The 16,644-nt window shown below is 71.5% G+C and carries 18 protein-coding genes and 1 riboswitch; of the genes, 15 read left to right on the top strand and 3 right to left on the bottom strand.

The features are described 5' to 3' along the window. Positions 1-2: 2 nt before the first annotated feature. From A7B18_RS02695 to A7B18_RS02660, 8 genes are all read left to right on the top strand, one after another. Positions 3-1,985: a heme lyase CcmF/NrfE family subunit gene (locus tag A7B18_RS02695; protein WP_102125119.1), complete on the top strand. Its 1,983-nt coding sequence runs from the start codon at positions 3-5 to the stop codon at positions 1,983-1,985. A gap of 202 nt (positions 1,986-2,187) precedes the next feature. Then, a complete protein-coding gene (locus A7B18_RS02690) occupies positions 2,188-2,772 on the top strand; it encodes a TlpA family protein disulfide reductase (RefSeq protein ID WP_102125118.1) in 585 nt (194 codons plus the stop codon). Continuing rightward, positions 2,769-3,275, top strand: a complete 507-nt coding sequence (locus A7B18_RS02685) for a cytochrome c-type biogenesis protein (protein ID WP_245872715.1) — start codon at positions 2,769-2,771, stop codon at positions 3,273-3,275. Before A7B18_RS02690 ends, A7B18_RS02685 begins: the two co-directional genes overlap by 4 nt. Further along, entirely contained in the window at positions 3,272-4,330 is a 1,059-nt protein-coding gene (locus A7B18_RS02680; RefSeq protein WP_102125117.1) for a c-type cytochrome, read from the top strand. The genes A7B18_RS02685 and A7B18_RS02680 overlap by 4 nt, the downstream gene beginning before the upstream one ends. Further along, complete coding sequence (locus A7B18_RS02675; RefSeq protein WP_102125116.1) at positions 4,327-4,905, top strand: Rieske 2Fe-2S domain-containing protein; 579 nt, start codon at positions 4,327-4,329, stop codon at positions 4,903-4,905. Before A7B18_RS02680 ends, A7B18_RS02675 begins: the two co-directional genes overlap by 4 nt. A 10-nt stretch (positions 4,906-4,915) precedes the next feature. Then, the gene (locus A7B18_RS02670; protein ID WP_102125115.1) at positions 4,916-5,395 is read left to right on the top strand and encodes a GNAT family N-acetyltransferase; all 480 of its coding nucleotides are present in this window, start codon (positions 4,916-4,918) and stop codon (positions 5,393-5,395) included. Positions 5,396-5,478: 83 nt separating this feature from the next. Further along, positions 5,479-6,342 carry an HpcH/HpaI aldolase/citrate lyase family protein gene (locus A7B18_RS02665; protein ID WP_102125114.1) on the top strand — a complete coding sequence of 288 codons (864 nt, stop codon included), beginning with the start codon at positions 5,479-5,481 and terminating at the stop codon, positions 6,340-6,342. Continuing rightward, positions 6,339-6,809 carry a MaoC family dehydratase gene (locus A7B18_RS02660; RefSeq protein WP_102125113.1) on the top strand — a complete coding sequence of 157 codons (471 nt, stop codon included), beginning with the start codon at positions 6,339-6,341 and terminating at the stop codon, positions 6,807-6,809. The genes A7B18_RS02665 and A7B18_RS02660 overlap by 4 nt, the downstream gene beginning before the upstream one ends. Positions 6,810-6,868: 59 nt before the next feature. Here the strand turns inward: A7B18_RS02660 and A7B18_RS02655 are convergent, their stop codons facing one another. Continuing rightward, complete coding sequence (locus A7B18_RS02655) at positions 6,869-8,236, bottom strand: MATE family efflux transporter (RefSeq protein WP_102125112.1); 1,368 nt, start codon at positions 8,234-8,236, stop codon at positions 6,869-6,871. Positions 8,237-8,410: 174 nt separating this feature from the next. Between A7B18_RS02655 and A7B18_RS02650 the strand changes: the two genes are divergently transcribed. Further along, entirely contained in the window at positions 8,411-9,544 is a 1,134-nt protein-coding gene (locus A7B18_RS02650) for a Gfo/Idh/MocA family oxidoreductase (RefSeq protein WP_102125111.1), read from the top strand. Positions 9,545-9,751: 207 nt separating this feature from the next. On the opposite strand, the gene A7B18_RS02645 is transcribed toward A7B18_RS02650, so the two are convergent. Beyond that, positions 9,752-10,726 carry an aldo/keto reductase gene (locus A7B18_RS02645; protein WP_102125159.1) on the bottom strand — a complete coding sequence of 325 codons (975 nt, stop codon included), beginning with the start codon at positions 10,724-10,726 and terminating at the stop codon, positions 9,752-9,754. 177 nt (positions 10,727-10,903) lie between these two features. On the opposite strand from A7B18_RS02645, the gene lysS reads away from it, so the two are divergent. From lysS to A7B18_RS02630, 3 genes are read left to right on the top strand one after another with little or no spacing between them, the layout of a single operon-like run. Continuing rightward, positions 10,904-12,073, top strand: coding sequence for a homocitrate synthase (gene lysS / locus A7B18_RS02640; RefSeq protein WP_102125110.1), 1,170 nt, complete (start codon positions 10,904-10,906; stop codon positions 12,071-12,073). Positions 12,074-12,130: 57 nt separating this feature from the next. Next, a complete protein-coding gene (locus A7B18_RS02635) occupies positions 12,131-12,943 on the top strand; it encodes a PhzF family phenazine biosynthesis protein (protein ID WP_102125158.1) in 813 nt (270 codons plus the stop codon). Then, positions 12,940-14,118, top strand: coding sequence for a benzoate/H(+) symporter BenE family transporter (locus A7B18_RS02630; protein WP_102125109.1), 1,179 nt, complete (start codon positions 12,940-12,942; stop codon positions 14,116-14,118). The genes A7B18_RS02635 and A7B18_RS02630 overlap by 4 nt, the downstream gene beginning before the upstream one ends. Positions 14,119-14,125: 7 nt before the next feature. On the opposite strand, the gene A7B18_RS02625 is transcribed toward A7B18_RS02630, so the two are convergent. Beyond that, positions 14,126-14,590: a hypothetical protein gene (locus A7B18_RS02625; protein WP_102125108.1), complete on the bottom strand. Its 465-nt coding sequence runs from the start codon at positions 14,588-14,590 to the stop codon at positions 14,126-14,128. A 69-nt stretch (positions 14,591-14,659) separates the two neighbouring features. Next, a riboswitch (cyclic di-GMP riboswitch) is annotated at positions 14,660-14,743 on the bottom strand. A gap of 353 nt (positions 14,744-15,096) precedes the next feature. On the opposite strand from A7B18_RS02625, the gene A7B18_RS02620 reads away from it, so the two are divergent. The 3 genes from A7B18_RS02620 to A7B18_RS02610 all read left to right on the top strand — a co-directional run bounded on the left by A7B18_RS02620 (position 15,097) and on the right by A7B18_RS02610 (position 16,635). Next, positions 15,097-15,495, top strand: coding sequence for a prepilin-type N-terminal cleavage/methylation domain-containing protein (locus tag A7B18_RS02620; RefSeq protein ID WP_102125107.1), 399 nt, complete (start codon positions 15,097-15,099; stop codon positions 15,493-15,495). Positions 15,496-15,591: 96 nt separating this feature from the next. After that, positions 15,592-16,071, top strand: a complete 480-nt coding sequence (locus A7B18_RS22805; protein WP_102125106.1) for a hypothetical protein — start codon at positions 15,592-15,594, stop codon at positions 16,069-16,071. Positions 16,072-16,140: 69 nt separating this feature from the next. Further along, positions 16,141-16,635 (top strand): hypothetical protein, encoded by a 495-nt coding sequence (locus tag A7B18_RS02610; RefSeq protein ID WP_146009436.1) that lies wholly within the window; start codon positions 16,141-16,143, stop codon positions 16,633-16,635. The last annotated feature ends 9 nt before the right edge of the window (positions 16,636-16,644 follow it).

Genomic DNA, 16,644 nt, shown 5'->3' with positions numbered 1-16,644 from the left:
CGATGCTGAACCTGATTTCCTTCAACCAAAGCGCGCTCGGGGCGCTGGGGCAACTGGCGCTGCTGGCGGCGCTGGCCTTCACGCTGGGCGGCACCTGGCTCGCGGTGGTCGGCGGGCTCAAGGCCGACACCCGGGCGACCGAGGCGGCGCGGCGGGCGGTGTGGGCGGTCTTCGCCCTCGTCACCTTAGCCACGCTGACGCTGATGACCGCCCTGCTGGGCGACGACTTCTCGGTGCGCTACGTGGCCGAGCACTCCATGCGGGCCTCGCCGACCTGGGTGAAGGTGACGAGCCTGTGGGGGGCGCTGGAGGGCTCGATCCTGCTGTGGGCGTGGCTGCTCGCGGGCTTCGCCTTCGTGCTGAGCCTGACCTTGCGGCGCGACGCCCTGCGGCCCTGGGCCCTGGGCGCGATGTTCGTCAACCTGCTCTTCTTCGTGGGCGTGTGCGCGACCGTCGCCAGCCCCTTCACGCCGGTCTCGCAGGTGCTGGCCGACGGGCGCGGCCCCAACCCCGCCCTGCAAAACCACTGGATGATGGCCGTCCACCCGGTCCTGCTGTACCTGGGTTTCGTGGGCCTGGCCGTGCCCTTCGCGTACGCGGTCGCGGCGCTCGTCACCGGGCGGCTGTCTGACCACTGGGTCGTTGCCACCCGGCGCTGGACGCTGACCGCCTGGGCCTTCCTGACCGCCGCCATCGTCGCGGGCGGGTGGTGGAGCTACGAGACGCTGGGCTGGGGCGGTTACTGGGCGTGGGACCCGGTGGAGAACGCGTCGCTGATCCCCTGGCTGCTCGCGACGGCCTTCCTGCACTCCGTCCAGATTCAGGAGCGGCGCGGGCTGATGCGGGCGTGGAACGTGTGGCTGATCGTGCTGGCGTACGCCTCGACGGTGCTCGGCACCTTCCTCAACCGCTCCGGCATCGTGCAGAGTGTGCACGCCTTCGCGGGCGGGCCGGTGGGGCCGGTGTTCCTGGGCTTTCTCGCCTTCCTGCTCGTCGCGGGGATCGGGCTCGCTGCGTGGCGTGCGCCCCACCTGCGGGACGAGGGCGAGGCCCCGGCGCCGCTGAGCCGTGAGGGGGCGTTTCTGGCGGGCAACTGGCTTTTCCTCGTCTTCGCGGTGATGGTGCTCGTCGGCACCCTCTTCCCCACCTTCGTGGAGGCGGTGCAGGGGCGGCGGGACGCGTCGGTGGGGCCTGCCTTCTACAACGCCTTCGCCATTCCGCTGGGGCTGGGCCTGCTGCTCCTGATGGGGGTGGGGCCGCTGCTCCCGTGGCGGCGGGCGGAAGGGCAGGGGCTGTGGCGGGCGCTGCGTCCCCTCCTGATCGCGGGCGTCGGGGCGGGAGTCATCGCCTTCGCGCTCGGGGTGCGCAGCCCCGGCGTGCTGGGGACGATCGCGCTGTCGGCCTACAACCTCGTCGGCCTCGGGCTGCTCACGGTCCGGGCGATGCGGCAGCGGGGCGGGGGCCTGATGACCCTCGTGCGCGAGCAGCCCCGGCGGTACGGTGCCTACCTCGCGCACGTTGGGCTCGTGGTGATGGCGCTCGGCATCGCCTTTTCGGGGGCGTACCGGCAGGACGCGCAGACGACCCTGAATGTCGGCGCGGCCCCGAAGAGCCTCCTTCACGAGACGCTGGCGCTGCAAGGCATCCGGCGGGAGGTCAAGCCCTACGGGCAGTCGCAGGTGGCCCGCGTCCTGATCGACGGGCAACCCTTCGAGGCGCGGCTGAACACCTACGTGCAGGGCGGCGACTCCGCCTTCGCCGCGCCCGCCGTGCGTTACGGGCTGCTGGGCGACACCTACCTCGTGGTGACGGCCTTCGACGCGGACGCCAAGTGGGCGAGCGTGCGATTGATCGAGAGCCCGCTGGTGTCGTGGATCTGGTGGGGCACGCTGGTGGTGGTGCTGGGGGCGGGCCTGACGCTCGTGACGCCCCGGCGGGTGGCGGTGCGGGTGCCCGTGACGCGGGCGGCCCCGGCGACGGATTGATGGGAAGGTGGGGATTGAAGGCTGCCTTTGCTTGGAGGCTCTACTCGCTCACCCCCTCTGCTCCGCAGCTCTGCGAGCCCCAGCCTCCCCCCTCTCCTGCGGAGCTTTGCAAGTCAAGGGGGAGGAGCAACAAGAAACCTAACGCGTCGGTCTGATCGCCCTTTTGATCACCCACGCTCTCAAAGAAACGGGACGGTACGTTGTGACTGACCTCTCTACGAAGACAAATTCGACCACCAAGGCGCCCGCTCCCCTGTGGCGGCGGCTGTTGCCGCCCGTCCTGGCCGCTGGCCTCGTCGGGGTGCTCGGCGCGGCGCTGCTGAGCCCGGCGCGCAACGCCACGGACGGCGGTCCGCTCGTTGGGAAGGCGGCGCCGAACTTCACCCTGGAGAGCCTCGACGACACGCGGGTCAGCCTCGCCTCGCTCAGGGGCCGCCCCGTCGTCGTGAACTTCTGGGCGTCGTGGTGCGGGCCGTGCCGGGAGGAGGCGCCGCTCTTCCGGGAACTCAGCGAGCGGCAGGGGGCGGGGCAGGGGCTGGCGGTCGTCGGCGTGCTGTTCCAGGAGACGAACGAGCAGAATGCGCGCGACTTCATCCGCGAGTACGCCCTCGCCTACCCCTCGCTGCGGGACCCGGGCATCAAGACGGGCATCAACTACGGCGTGGCGGGCATTCCCGAGACGTTTTTCATCGACCGGGCGGGCGTGGTGCAGCACGTGGACCGGGGCGGCCTGGACCGCGAGCGGCTGAACGTGGGGCTGGAGAAGATCGGGGTGACGGGGCTGTGAGGCGGTCGGTGGTCCGTGGCTCGTGGTCGGTGGTGCGGGGGCTGCTCGCCCTCGTCCTGGGTCTGCTGCTGTCCGTGTCGCTCGCCCTGACGCCGGAGCAGGAGGCGCGGGCGAAGTCCGTCGGGTCGAACCTGCGTTGCCCGATCTGCACGGGGGTGCCGATCACGGAGAGCACGAACGACATCAGCCGGGAGATGCTGCGCGACGTGCGCGAGCAGGTGGCGGCGGGGCGCAGCGACCGGGACATCTACGCCTACTTCTCGGCGCGGTACGGGAACTTCGTGCTTCTCGACCCGCCCAAGGAGGGGGCAGGCGCGCTCCTGTGGGGGGCGCCGCTGCTCGCGCTGGCCGGGGGCGGCGTGGTGCTGTGGGCCTTCTTGCGGAAGAGGAACGCTGCGACCACGCCCGCCCCGGAGCCCGTCGCTGAGGAGCCCTTCGACCCCTTCCTCGCGCAGGTGAGGCGCGACACGCGGCGGGACGACCGGGCGGGAGGTGGGGCGTGATCCTCGGCCTGACCGTCTTCGCCCTCTTCGTGCTCGCCGCGCTGTGGCTGGTGTTGCAGCCGCTCAGGGCAGGGGCCCCCGCCGATCCTGACGCCCCTGAGCGCGAGCGGCTGACCGCTGAGCAGGGCCGCCTGTACGGGGAACTGGCGAACCTGACGGACGAGGCCCGGCGCCCCGACCTCGAACGCCGCGCGGCGCTGACCCTGCGCTCACTGGACGCCCTGCCGCCCGCCCCGCCCTCCCGGGAACGGAGCGGGCGGACGCGCACCCTCGCGCTGACGGGGCTGACCGTGGCCGCGCTCGTGACCGTCGCCGGGGCGGTGACCCTCGTGCCGCGCTGGCAGCTCGCCTCGCTGGGGGCGGGCGAGGCGCAGGACGTGCGGGACGTGCTCGCGCTGCCGGGCCTGAGGAAGAGGGCCGAGGCCAGCGGGCATAAGGCGGCGTACCTCGCCTGGGGGCGGGCCGCCTTCGACTCCGCCCGGTACGCGCAGGCCGTCCTCGCGTACGGGAACGCGCTGAGGCTCGATCCCCGGCAGCCCGAGGCGTTGCGGCGGCTGGGCATCCTGCTCCTGACGCGGCCCGATCAGCAGGGGCAGAACGCGCAAGACCCTACGCCCGAGGAGGCGCAGCAGGCTTTCCGCCTCATCCAGGCGGCGGCGCAGCTCGCCCCGCAGGAGCCCGAGTCGCAGCTTCTCCTCGGCTTCGCGCTCGCCCGCTTCGGGCAGGACGCAGACGCGTTGACGGCGCTCGAACGCTACCGGACCCTCGACCCCAAGGGCCGCGACGCGGACGAGCTGATCACCGCCATCCGCGCCCGGCAAAACGAGGACGACCCCGGCCTCAAGGTCTACGCCGCGAACTGCGCGAGCTGCCACGGCCCGAACGGTCAGGGGGGCCTGGGGCCCAACCTCCGCGTGTCCACCCTCTCCCGCGAGGCGCTTAGAAGCGTGACCGTCAACGGCAAGGGCGCCATGCCCGCCTACCCGAACCTGAAGCCCGAAGAATTGAATGCCCTGCTCGACGTGCTGGAGCGGTGGCAGAGAGAAGGCCAGTGAGCCCCGGCTCCAGAACACTGACCCGGCGCGGCCTGCTCGAACGCTGGTGGGTGGTGCCGGTGGCGGGCACGCTGGGGGCGTTCGGGTATATGGGCTGGTACGCCTCGCGCGTGACCTTCGGGAAGGAGGGGGCGGGCGAGCCGGACTTCCAGCCGGGGGAGACAGTGCGGGTGGCCTCCCGTGCGGAGCTGGAAGGCGAGTGGGCGGAGGTGAACTTCACCTATGCCGGTCGTCCCTGCGTCCTGCTGCGGGTGCCCGAGCCCGTGCCCGGCGGCCTGAGCGCGGACGGGGCGCATTATGTCGCCTACTCGCGGATTTGCACCCACCTGGGCTGCGCGGTGAACCTCGTGCGCGACACCGAGGTCCTCGCCTTCGCGTACAACTACCGCCCGCCCGCGGGGGACCGGCACCCGCAGCTCGGCTGCCCGTGCCACTACAGCGTGTTCGACCCGTTGAAGGCCGGGGAGGCCGTCTTCGGCAAGGCGAACGGCCCGCTGCCCCGGGTGCGGCTGGAGGCGCGTGGCGAGGACCTGCACGCGACGGGCATCGAGCCCGCCCCGGCGCTGGGGGGCTAGGCTCGGACCTATGGACCTCACCTTCACCCGGGGGGACGTGGAGGCCGCCTCGGGCGTGCTCACGGCGACCGCCGCCCACCTCGCCGCGCTGGGGAGGTCGCTGTGGCCCGTCTCCAGCCTGACGCCGCAGCGGCTGGAGCGGCAGTACCCGGCCCCGACGTGGCGCGTCGCGTGGTTGGGAACCCGGCCCGTCGGCACCTTCAGCCTCCTGCCCGAGGACCCGCTCTTCTGGCCGGAGGCGGCACCTGGAGAGGCGCTCTATCTGCACAAGCTTGGCGTTCACCCGGACGCGCAGGGCCAGGGCCTCGCTTCCCTGCTGCTGGAGGAGGCCGTGCGGGAGACGCGGGAGGCCGGGGTCCCCCTCCTGCGCCTCGACACCGCGGCGACCCGGCCCAAACTCCGCGCCCTGTACGAGGCGGCGGGCTTCGGGGCGGTGGACGAGCGGCACGTCCGGGGCTTTCACGTCGTGCGGTACGAGCTGGGCGTGTAGGGACCGCCCGCCTTCCCGCCGCCGACTATGCTGTTGGGCGTGCCCAGTCCAGAATTCGCCGTCCAGACCGGGGAGGGAGTCACTTGACCCTCTCTCCCACCCCGCGCCCCCGCAGCGTGCTCTTCGCGCCGGGCAACCGCGCCGAATTGATCGCCAAGCTGCCCCGCGCCGAGCCGGATGCCGTCGTCCTCGACTTGGAGGACGCCGTGCCCAGTGACCCCGAGGCCAAGGCGACGGCCCGGACCGTCACGCGGGACGCAGCGCGTGAGCTGATCGCCGCCCACCCCCACCTCGCGGTGTTCGTGCGGGTGAACGCCGTGCACTCGCCCTTTTTCGAGGACGACCTGGGCGTGCTCACCCCCGAACTCGCGGGCGTGGTCGTCCCCAAGCTGGAGTCGGCGGCGGACGTGCGGCTCGTGGCGGGGGCACTCTCGGAGCGGGGCCTGAGCCTGCCCGTCATGGCGGGGCTGGAGACGGGCGCGGGGGTGTGGAACGCGCGGGAGATTCTGGTGCCGCCCGTGGCGTGGGCGTACTTCGGGGCGGAGGACTATACGACCGACCTGGGGGGGCAGCGCACACCGGGAAACCTGGAGGTGCTGTACGCCCGCTCGCGGGTGGCCCTCGCCGCCCGGCTGGCGGGGGTGCCCGCCCTCGACATCGTGGTCACGCGGCTGGGGGACGAGGCCGCCTTCCGCGAGGACGCCGCGCAGGGCCGGGCGCTGGGGTACGCGGGGAAGCTGTGCATCCACCCGGCGCAGGTGCCCCTGGCCCACGCCTACTTCGGGTCCACCGACGCCGAGGCCGCGCGGGCCCGCCGTCTGCTGGGCGCCGCTCACGAGGCGGCCCAATCGGGGCGCGGCGCCTTCGCCTTCGAGGGGCAGATGGTGGACGAGCCGATGCTGGCGCGGGCGCGGGCGATCCTGCACGCGCGGGGGGAGCATTCGTGAACGAGGACCTGAACCGCCCCCAGGGCCGCTACTTCGAGGAACTGCCGGTCGGCACCCTGATCCGCCACCGGATCACGCGGACGGTGACGGAGGCGGATAACGTCTTTTTCACCACGCTGACGATGAACCCGCAGCCGCTGCACCTCGACCACGAGTACGCCGCCACGACCGAGTTCGGGCGCCCGCTGGTGAACAGCCTCCTGACGCTGAGCCTGCTCGTGGGCCTGAGCGTCCACGAACTCACGCTGGGCACCCTCGTCGCCAACCTGGGGCTGACGGACGTGGTATTCCCGAAACCCGTCTTCCACGGAGACACCCTGCGCGCGGAGTCGGAGGTGCTGGAGGTGAGGCACAGCCGCAGCCGACCGGACGCCGGGATCGTCACCGTCGAGCACCGGGCAATCAACCAGCGGGGCGAGGTGGTGGCGCGCTGCAAACGGACGGCGCTGATGCAGCGCAGGCCGTGAAAGGGAGGGGGCCAGGGGCGGCACCCTCGCCGTGAACCCCTGGCCCCCTTGCGCCGTCCTCAGTTCGAGGCCGACGCTACCCCCGCCTGCTCGGCGATCACGCGCGGCCACGCGAGCTTTTTTGCCCGCCACGCGAAGATCAGCACCTTGGCGACCTCCTCCGCCACCCGGGCGAGGAGCACACCCCACACGCCGAGCCCCAGCCCGAAGGCGAGCGCCCAAGCCAGCGGCAGCCCGACCGCGAAGGCGCCCACGGCGTCCCCGATCAGGACGCCGCGCGTGTCGCTCCCCGAGGGGAGGATGCCCCCGCCGCGCACGAGGTTGGAGACCTTCACGACCTGAATGGCGGCGTTGACGAGGATGGCGCTCAGGGCGACCTGCCTGACCTCCTCCCCCACCGCCGGGTACAGCGCGGGCAGGGCCAGGGCCGAGAGGGCGAACAGCACGCCGAAGGCCACCCCGGTCACCAGCCCGAAGCGCTCGACCACCTGCGCCCGCTCGCGCGCCAGCCGGGCGTTCCCCTGCCCCACCGCCTGACCGATCAGCGCGGTGGCGGCGGGCACCAGCCCGGCGGACGCCACGATGAAGATACCCTCCAGCGTGTTGGCGATCTGGACCCCGGCCAGCACCGCCGTGCCCAGCCGCGCGAGAAAGAGGGCGTAGAGCAGATTGCCCCCGCTCCACGCGAGCTGCGTGGCGGCCAGGGGAAGCGAGAGGTGCAGCAGCTCGCCAACGAGGGCGCGCCCCCTGGCTCCCAGCCCCGACCAGCCCCAGGGCACGAGCCCGCGCGGCCCGTATAGAAAGGCGCCCAGCAGCACGACCCGCAGCGTCTGCCCGGCGAGAGCGCCCCACGCGGCGCCCACCAGCCCGAGCCGGGGAAACCCGGCGACGCCCCGCACCAGCGCGTACCCCACCGCCACGTTCACCGCCGCCGCGACGAGGGTGGCGAACATGGGCACACGCGGCTGCTCCAGCGAGCGCAGCACGCTCCCCGCCACGACGCTCAGCACGATCAGGGGCACCCCGAGGAGGGCGACCTGGAAAAAGGGCGTGGCGGTCTGCGCCAAATCGGCGGGGGCCCCCAGCCCCCCCAGCACGGGCCGGGCGAAGACACTCAGGACGAGGACGAGCGCGAGCGTCACGGCGGCGGCGAGGAGCAGGGCGGTGCCGGTCGTCCGCGCGACCGCCTCCCGGTCCCCCGCCCCCCGCGCCCGCGCGACGAGGATGCCCGCGCCCGTCCCCAGGGTGGCGAGCGTGAAGATCGCGATCAGGGTGACGTTGTTGGAAAAGCCGACGGCGGCCACGGCGGCGGCGCCGAGCGAAGCGACGATCAGTTGGGCCAGAAAATTGAACAGCAGTTGGATCACGGCCTCCGCGCTCGCGGGCAGGGCCAACCGCAGGATGTCTCGTAAGTGAGGGCTGAACAAGGGAAAAACCTCCGCCGGGCACTCTACGGAGGGGGGCGTCGGGACAGGTCCGAGGCGTCTTAAGCGCGGACCAAGGCCCCGCTCCGCGTCCCGCCACCGGGGACGACCCGACAGGCGGCGGAACCTGAAGGGAAGGCCAGCCCCCCCGCGCGTCCCAGGGTGTATTCCTGGGCCATGCCTGAATCCCTGCGCGTCGCCATCGTGGGCACCGCCGCCCGCTCCGACTCCCTGTACGGGCCCATCGTGAAGGCGCTCCCGGGGCACGTCACCCTCGTCGGGGTGTGGGGGCGGAGCGAGGCGTCGGCGCGGCGGCTGGGGGAAAGCCTGGGGGTCCCCCACTTCACCGACCTCAACCACCTGATCCGGGAGACGGGGGCACAGCTTGGCATCGTCTCCGTCGCCTACGGGGCGAACGGGCAGGTCGGGCGGATGGCGGTGGAACACGGCCTCCACGTCCTGCTCGAAACGCCCATCGCGCACGACCTGCGGGAGGCGGACGCGATCATCGGGGCGGCGCTGGAGCGGGGTCTCAAGGTCGAGGTGGCCGAGCAGTTCCACCGCCGTCCCTTGGAACAGATCAAGCTCAAGTTGATCGAATCCGGCGTATTTGGGCGCGTCCACTCCTCCTTCAGCGACTTCGCGGGGCACGGCTACCACGGGGTGAGCGTGATGCGCAGCTACCTGGGCTTCGATACCCGGCCCGTGCGGGTGGTCGGAATGGTGCGAGACTACCGCCTCGCCCCCCACTGGTCCTTCCTGGCCGACACGCGCGGGGAGCGCACCGAGACGCAAGAACACGCCCTCGTCGAATTCGAGGACGGGCGGCTAGGCGTCTTCCACTGGACGAGCGTGGGCTACGACTCGCCTCTGCGCTGGTGGCGGAGCAGCCGCTTCCTGGCGGAAAAGGGCATGGGCCTCACGGTCGGCATGGCCCACAGCCAGGACGAGCGCCTGACCCTGCTGACCCCCGACGGCGAGGCGCCGCAGTTCATCACCCTGGAGCGGAGGCTGGAGCGCAACGACGGCGGTGCCCTGCGCTCCATCGTCGCCCACACCGGGGACCCCGAACACCCCACCGTCATCTGGGAGAACCCTTTCGTCACCGCCCGCAAGGGTCACAATCCCCAGTGGCACGACGATGAGATCGCGGTGGCGGGTTGCCTGCTGAGCCTCGTGGATGCGGTGCGAACCGGGGGCGAGCCGACCTACGGCGGGGAACAGGCGCGGCTCGACCAGGAGATCGTGTTGGCGATGCAGCGGTCGTCGCGCGAGGGCGGACAGCCGGTTGAGTTGCCGCTGGAGCGGTGAAGGGAGCTGCGTTCAAAGCCGCTTTCCTCGCCTCTCGCCTCCTCCCCTTGACTCGCGGGACGGCCTGCCGGGGGGGTGGACGAACAGGGCATCTGGGCAAGTGGGGAGCCACCCGGCCTGGGCCCATTGCCCCTCGCCTTCCCGAAGCCTCTTGAGACACGACGAGGGGCGGCGGGACCTTCCCCACGCCGCCCCCCACCCTGCCCTTCAGTCCGCCGGGTTGTACCAGTTGCGGTCCCAGCGGTGCCCGTAGAGCCGCGCGACCTGCTCGGCGGGGAGGCCGCGCCCGTCGGCCAGCGCCGCGTTGCGCTCCACGTTGCGCACGCTGCGCATCCCCACGATCACGGTGCTCACCGCCGGGTGGCTGAGGACGAAGCGCAGGGCCGTCTCGGGAAGCTGATTCGTCGTGATCCCCAGTTCCTGCTCGATGGCCCGCAGGTGCGGCTGCAACTCCACCTTGCGGTCGCCGCCGAAGTAGTTGTTCCGCCAGTCCCCCTCCGGAAAGCTGGTGCCGGGGGTAATGGTGCCCGTCAGACTCCCTTCGTCAAGCGCGACGCGGACGATCACACCCACCCCGTTCGCGCGGCAGGCGTCGAGCAGGCGGTCCTGCGGCGACTGGTCGAAGACGTTGTAGATGACCTGCACCGTCTCGACCACGCCCTCCTCGACGGCGCGGACGGCGTTGTCCGGCTGGTGGTCGTTGATGGAGATGCCGAAGTGGCGGATCTTGCCGTCGCGCTTGAGCTGCGCCACCGCGTCTTGCCAGTCGCCCTGCCCCAGCCACGAGTCGTTCCACACGTGGAGCTGCTGCACGTCGATGGTGGGCAGGCCCAGCCGCTCCAGGCTGGCCTCGGTGCAGCGGATCACGTGATCGGCGGAAAAAGCCTGCTCGGCGGTCGTCTCCGGGGCGGCGGGCCACTGCCCGTTTTTGGGGCTGATCTTGGTGGCGACGTACACGCCCTCGTGCTCGCGGGCCACCTGGCCGACCAGCCGCTCGCTGTGGCCGTCGCCGTAGCCCATCGCCGTGTCGATGAAGTTGCCGCCCAGCTCGACGTAGCGCCGCAGCGCCTCCAGGCTCTCGTCGTCCTGCGCGCCCTTCCACGCGTCGGCGCCGATGCCCCACGCGCCGTACCCGATCTCCGTGATTTGCAGGCCCGTGCGGCCCAACGAACGCTTGTGCATCGTCATAACCCGAACCCTACGCCGCACGGAGAGCAGGGGGCGTGAGGACGAGGTTCAGCAAAGGGTCACCGTGCCTGCACCCCGGTTCCCCAATACCTTTCAAACGTCAAGAAAAGCTCGGTGTTTGGTTGACACTCATCAAGTCCCGGGGCAGAATGCCCGGACGAGAGGCGTTCTATGACGACAGACTTCCCGGCTCCCCCCATCCCCGCCCGGTCCTGGGCCATCATCGACTCCACCCTGCGGGAGGGCGAGCAGTTCGCGCGCGGGAACTTCAATCGGGGCGACAAGATCGAGATCGCGCGGGCGCTCGACGCTTTCGGGGCCGAATTCATCGAGGTCACCACGCCGATGGTGAGCGAGCAGACGGCCCAAGACATCCGCCTGCTCGCCGGGCTGGGGCTGAGGTCGAAGATTCTGACGCACGTCCGCTGCCACATGGAGGACGTGCGGCGGGCGGTGGACCTCGGCGTGGACGGGCTCGACCTGCTCTTCGGCACGAGTTCCTTCCTGCGCGAGTTCAGCCACGGCAAGAGCATCGAGCAGATCATCGACACGGCGTCCGAGGTCATCGGCTGGATCAAGGAGAATCACCCGGGGCTCCAGATCCGTTTCAGCGCGGAGGACACCTTCCGCTCCCAGGAGGCGGACCTGATGGCCGTCTATCGGGCCGTCTCCGACCTCGGGGTTCACCGCGTCGGTCTGGCGGACACGGTGGGGGTCGCCACGCCCCGGCAGGTGTACACGCTCGTGCGCGAGGTGCGCAAGGTCATCCACGCCGAGTGCGGCATCGAGTTCCACGGGCACAACGATACGGGCTGCGCGGTGTCGAACGCCTACGAGGCCATCGAGGCGGGCGCGACGCACATCGACACGACCATCCTGGGGATCGGCGAGCGCAACGGGATCACGCCGCTGGGGGGCTTCCTCGCGCGGATGTTCACCTTCGACCCGCAGGGCCTGATCGACAAGTACAATCTCGACCTCCTGCCCGAACTCGACCGCATGATCGCGCGGATGGTGGAGTTGCCGATCCCCTGGAACAACTACCTGACGGGCGAATTCGCCTACAACCACAAGGCGGGGATGCACCTCAAGGCGATCTACCTCAACCCCGGCGCCTACGAGGCCATCCCGCCCGGCGTCTTCGGGGTGGGCCGCCGCATCCAGGCCGCGAGCAAGGTGACGGGCAAGCACGCCATCGCGTACCGGGCGCGCGAGCTGGGCCTGCACTACGGCGACGAGGCGCTGCGGCGAGTGACCGACCACATCAAGGCGCTGGCCGAGCACGGCGAGCTGGACGACGCACATCTGGAACAGGTGCTGCGGGAGTGGGTGAGCGCGTAGCCGCCGGGGCAGGCAAGGGAGCCGCCCGCCGCCGCGCCGGATGCTGAAATGGTGACCATGACGGTCACCTCCGCACCAGCCCTCTACCGTGTCCTCTCCCCGCCCGGCTCAGAGGGCGGCAGAACGGTCGCCGTCTTCTCTGACGCCTCAGACAACCTCCAGACGAGGGCCACGAGTTCCGGCGCCCCCCTCTCCGTCTTCGTCGGGGCGGCGGACGTGGCGGGCGTGTCGCTGCGGGTCTTCACCCCGGACAAGGAGAAGGGCACTTCGGACTCCGGAGCGCTCGCGGCCCTCGCCTTCCTGCAACCCCGGGGCGTGCTCCTCGACGTGGTGGACGTGACGATGGGCGGGGAGGTGATGCCCGCGCAACTGTGCGGCGGCGAGTGGCTGTTGCGCCAGGGGGACGTGACGGCGCGGGAGGTGGAGACGGACTTCTCCTCCCTGGGCGTGACTGGAAAAACCGCGTGGGTCGCCTCGGCGGGCCGCCCGAATCTGGTCATGGAGGTTGCGGACGCGGCGGCGCTCGAAGGCTTCACGCCGGACGCGGACGCCATCTCGTCCCTCAACCGAGAGACGGACACGACGGGGTTGATCCTCTTCACGATGGGCGGGCCCAACCGGGCGGACGTGAGTTTCCGGGCCTTCGGGCCCTTGAAGGGCTTTCTGGAGGACGGCGCGAGCAGTCACATGTTCGCCTGTCTCGTGGGGGTGCTGGGAGGGACGGGCCGCCTGCCGACGACCACGAACATGATCCGAGGGGCGCAGCGGATGCCGGGGGCGCCCTCGCGGCTGACGGCGCAGTTCACCCCCGCCCCGGACGGCGCGGCGGACGTGTGGGTGGGCGGACGGGCAGAGCGGGTCCAACCTTGACGGCCATCGCGGACCTGCGGCGCGACGGCTCGGGGTCGGCGGTCACGGCGGGCTTCGTGGCGGTGGTGGTCGGGGCGGCGAGCAGCATCGGGCTGCTGGTGGGGGCGGCGCGCGACTTCGGGCTGACGCACGGGCAGACGGTGAGCTGGGTGCTGAGCTGCTACCTGGCGATCAGCGTGTCGGGCGGGGTGCTGACCTGGAGGTACCGCGCCCCCGTCAAGATGGCCTGGACGACGCCGGGGCTGGCCCTCGTCGCCTCGGTGGCCGCCGCGCGGGGCCTGGGCTACCCCGAGGTGCTCGGCGCCTACGTGCTGAGCGCCCTGATCATGACCGGCCTGGGGGTGACGGGGGCCTTCGAGAGCGTGACCCGCCGCATTCCGCCCGCGCTGGCGAACGCCCTGCTCGCGGGCGTGCTGCTGCCCTTCGTGCTGGGGGCCTTCCGGGCGCTCCCCGCCGCGCCGCTGCCCGTGGGCGGGATGATCGCCGTCTTCCTGCTGGGCCGGGTGTGGTTCCCCCGCTGGGCGGTCCTGGCGGCGCTGCTGGCCGGGGCGGGGCTGTCGCTCGCCTCGGGGGCGGTGGGTCCTCTGACCGGGGGCGGGCTGGGCACCCTGGTCTGGACCACGCCGGAGTTCAGCGGGCGGGCCGTGCTGACCCTCGCGCTGCCCATGACGGTGCTCACGCTCGCCTCCCAGCAGCTCCCGGGGGTGGCGGTGCTGCGGGCGTGCGGATTTTCCCGGGTGCCGACCTCGCCGCTGATCACGTGGTCGGGGGTGGCGAGCCTGCTCTCGGCCCCCTTCGGGGCGCACACCACCAACCTCGCGGCGATCACGGCGGCCATCGCGGCGGGCGAGGAGGCTCACCCCGACCCGGAGCGGCGTTGGGTGGCGGGACTGAGCGCGGCCTTCTTCTACCTGATGCTCGGCGTGTTCGCGGGCTGGGTGGTCGGCGCGGTGGGGGCCGTCCCCGCGCCCGTGGTCGCCGCGCTCGCCGGGCTCGCCCTCGTCTCGACCACGCTGAGCAGCGCCGCCTCCGCGCTGGGCACGGAGGACGGGCGGGAGGCGGCCTTCCTCACCCTGGCGGTCACGGCCAGCGGCGTGGCCTTCCTGGGGGTGGGAAGCGCGGTGTGGGGGCTGGGGCTGGGGGGAGGCCTGTGGGCGCTGTCCCGGCGGAGGTGAGGCCCGCTCAGGGGTCGAGGATGGTGAACACCACGGGAACGGCGGCAGCGCCCTCGGGGGCCCCGCCCAGCACGTAATCGAGGGCGAGCGAGCGGGTGCCCCCGGGCAGGAGGGCGGAGACCACCAGATCACCGTGGGCGTCGCCGAGCCGCACCGCTTTCCCCTCCCCGCGTAACCGGACCTCCAGCAGCCACCCGGTCGGGAGGGTCTGGGCCGCGCCCACGACGAGGCGCATCTCCCCGGTGCGCGTGTAGCCCAGCGTCCCGACACCCTGCGCCCGCAGGGGGGACATCTGCCCCTGACCACGCAGGGTTGGGGTCAGGGCCACCTGGGCCGCCTCCGGCCCTCCGCGGGTAAAGGCGTCGATCTTCACCCTGATCGTCTGGGTCGCGCTGCCCCCCGCCTGGGCCGTGCCGAGCACCGCCGCGAGCAGCAGGGCGAGCCCGCACCCCCCTCGTCTGAATGTCTTCATCGTTCCCCCTGGATCAGGAGAAACCGCACAGGACGGACCCGACCGGACCTTGACCGTCCGGATCGCCTTCGCCGTGAGGTCGGTCGCACCACTCGCTCCGCTCCCCCCAAGGTGCCCGGATCAGGGGGGAGGTTCATCGCTTCCTCAGCCGGGATTGGCGTCCCGGTTGGGGCGACTCTAGCGGCCCGGGCCGCCTCCCGGCCTTGTGGCGAGCTTCATGACGCCCGGCCCAAGACCGCCGCGCCTCGAAACGTTAAATGTAAGCCTTTTGTGAAGTCTCATGAGTATGTTCAGGGGGACGAGCGAAGAAGCGTCTGGTGTATTCGGGCACCTGCCAGACGTGGAGCCAGTGGTGCGACCTCCGTCAGGCACGACCCGCCTCCCGCGGCGTGCCAGATCAGCGCAAGACCAAGTGTGGAGGGCAAGTGCGGCGCGTGGCGTCTTCACCCTTCCCGACCCGCCCGGCGACCTCCGCGGCGTTGGTTTCGGCGCCAAGGAGGAAGCGTATGCATCAGCCACTCACCCAAGGCTTCACGCTGCTGGAACTGCTGATCGTCATCGCCATCATCGGGGTGCTCGCGGCGGTCCTGATTCCCAACCTGCTGGGAGCCCGCCGCGCGGCGAACGACATGGCGGCGCAAACGACGGTGCGCCGGGCCATCTTGCAGGCGGAGAGCGTGCGCGACCTGGGGGTTTTCGCCCCGGGGGCAGACGCGGCCACGAACGCGCGCAACTGTGACGCGAGCGGCATCGACCTGACCCTCGGCAGCAGCGTCAACCGCTGCCGGCTCAGCCAGGACGCCTCGGGCTCGTACGCCTACACCCGGTCCGTCACGGGCAACTGGTTTTACTACGACGGCCTGTCCGTGCGCGGCATGGGCTCCACCTGGACCGTGCCCTGGTAGGGCCCTCTCCCCGGTCCCCTTCACCCCCTTCACCCGGCTTTCCGGCCCCCGCCAGACGGCGTGAGCCCAAGCAACTTTCCTCAGGAGGAACTTCAGATGCGTAACGTCACCACCCTGTCCGTGCTCGCCCTCGCCGCCCTCACCGCCACCGCCGCCGCCGCCCCCAAGGACACCCAGACCCTCAAGTTCACCATCCCCGCGATCCGCGAGATCAGCTTCGACCACAGCGGCGCGAACGCGAGCGGCGTGCTCTTCAGCTTCACGAGCGCCGACTTCACGTACGGCAGCAACACCTCGGTGGAAAAGACCGCCGCCGACACGCTCTCGATCATGTCGAACAAGGCCGGGTACGTCGAGTTCTCCGCGACCGCCCTGCCTGCCAGCCTGGAGTACCTCAAGTTCAGCGTCTCCGGGCAGACCTTCACCTTCACCAACGCCCAGGGCAACCCCTTCAACACCCTGACCGTCACCCCCGGCTCGACCGTCAGCGCCGCGAGCTGGGCGACCCAGGCCAACCTCTCCGCCCCCCTCACGAACGACACCGTGACCGTCACGGCCACCCTGCTGCACAACTGAGCCCAGTTCCGGGAACCCACCTGAGCCCCGGCGGTGGGTTCCCACCTCGCGGAGGAAGCGGAGGAAGACGTGAAGCGTTTCGGAGTGTGCCCTGCAAGGTTCGGTCGCAGAAGTCTCCTCGCCCCGGCGCTGCTGCTGACGGGCCTCGCCGGGGCCGCCCCGAGCGGCACCCACACCGTCACGCTGTCGGTCGGGAACGTCAAGCAGCTCGCCCTGAGCAACGCCGCCGTCACCTTCAGCTTCACGGCGGCGGACTGGGCGGCGGGCGACACGCTCTCGGCCTTCCGGGCGGCGACGGGCGGCACCCTCAGCTACTCCACGAACACGACCTCGCGGGTCACCGCCTCGGTCGGGGCCCTGCCCGCCCAGCTCGGCACCCTGCGGGTCCAGGTGGGCGCGGGTGGGTTCGCCGACGTGCCCGCGGGCGGCAGCGTGAACGTCCTGAGCAGCCTGCCCGCCGGGGCGGCGCGGGACCTCCCGCTGAACTGGCAGGCCCAGGCCAACCTGCAAGGCCCGGTGAGCGGGGTGCAGTCCACCGTCACCTTCACCATCGTGGACAACTGACCGTGCCCC

This window comes from Deinococcus planocerae, from assembly GCF_002869765.1.
GTDB classification, from domain to species: Bacteria; Deinococcota; Deinococci; order Deinococcales; family Deinococcaceae; genus Deinococcus; species Deinococcus planocerae.
The sequence above is the reverse complement of the archived record's forward strand: the minus strand, read 5'-3'. Positions and strand labels throughout refer to the sequence as shown.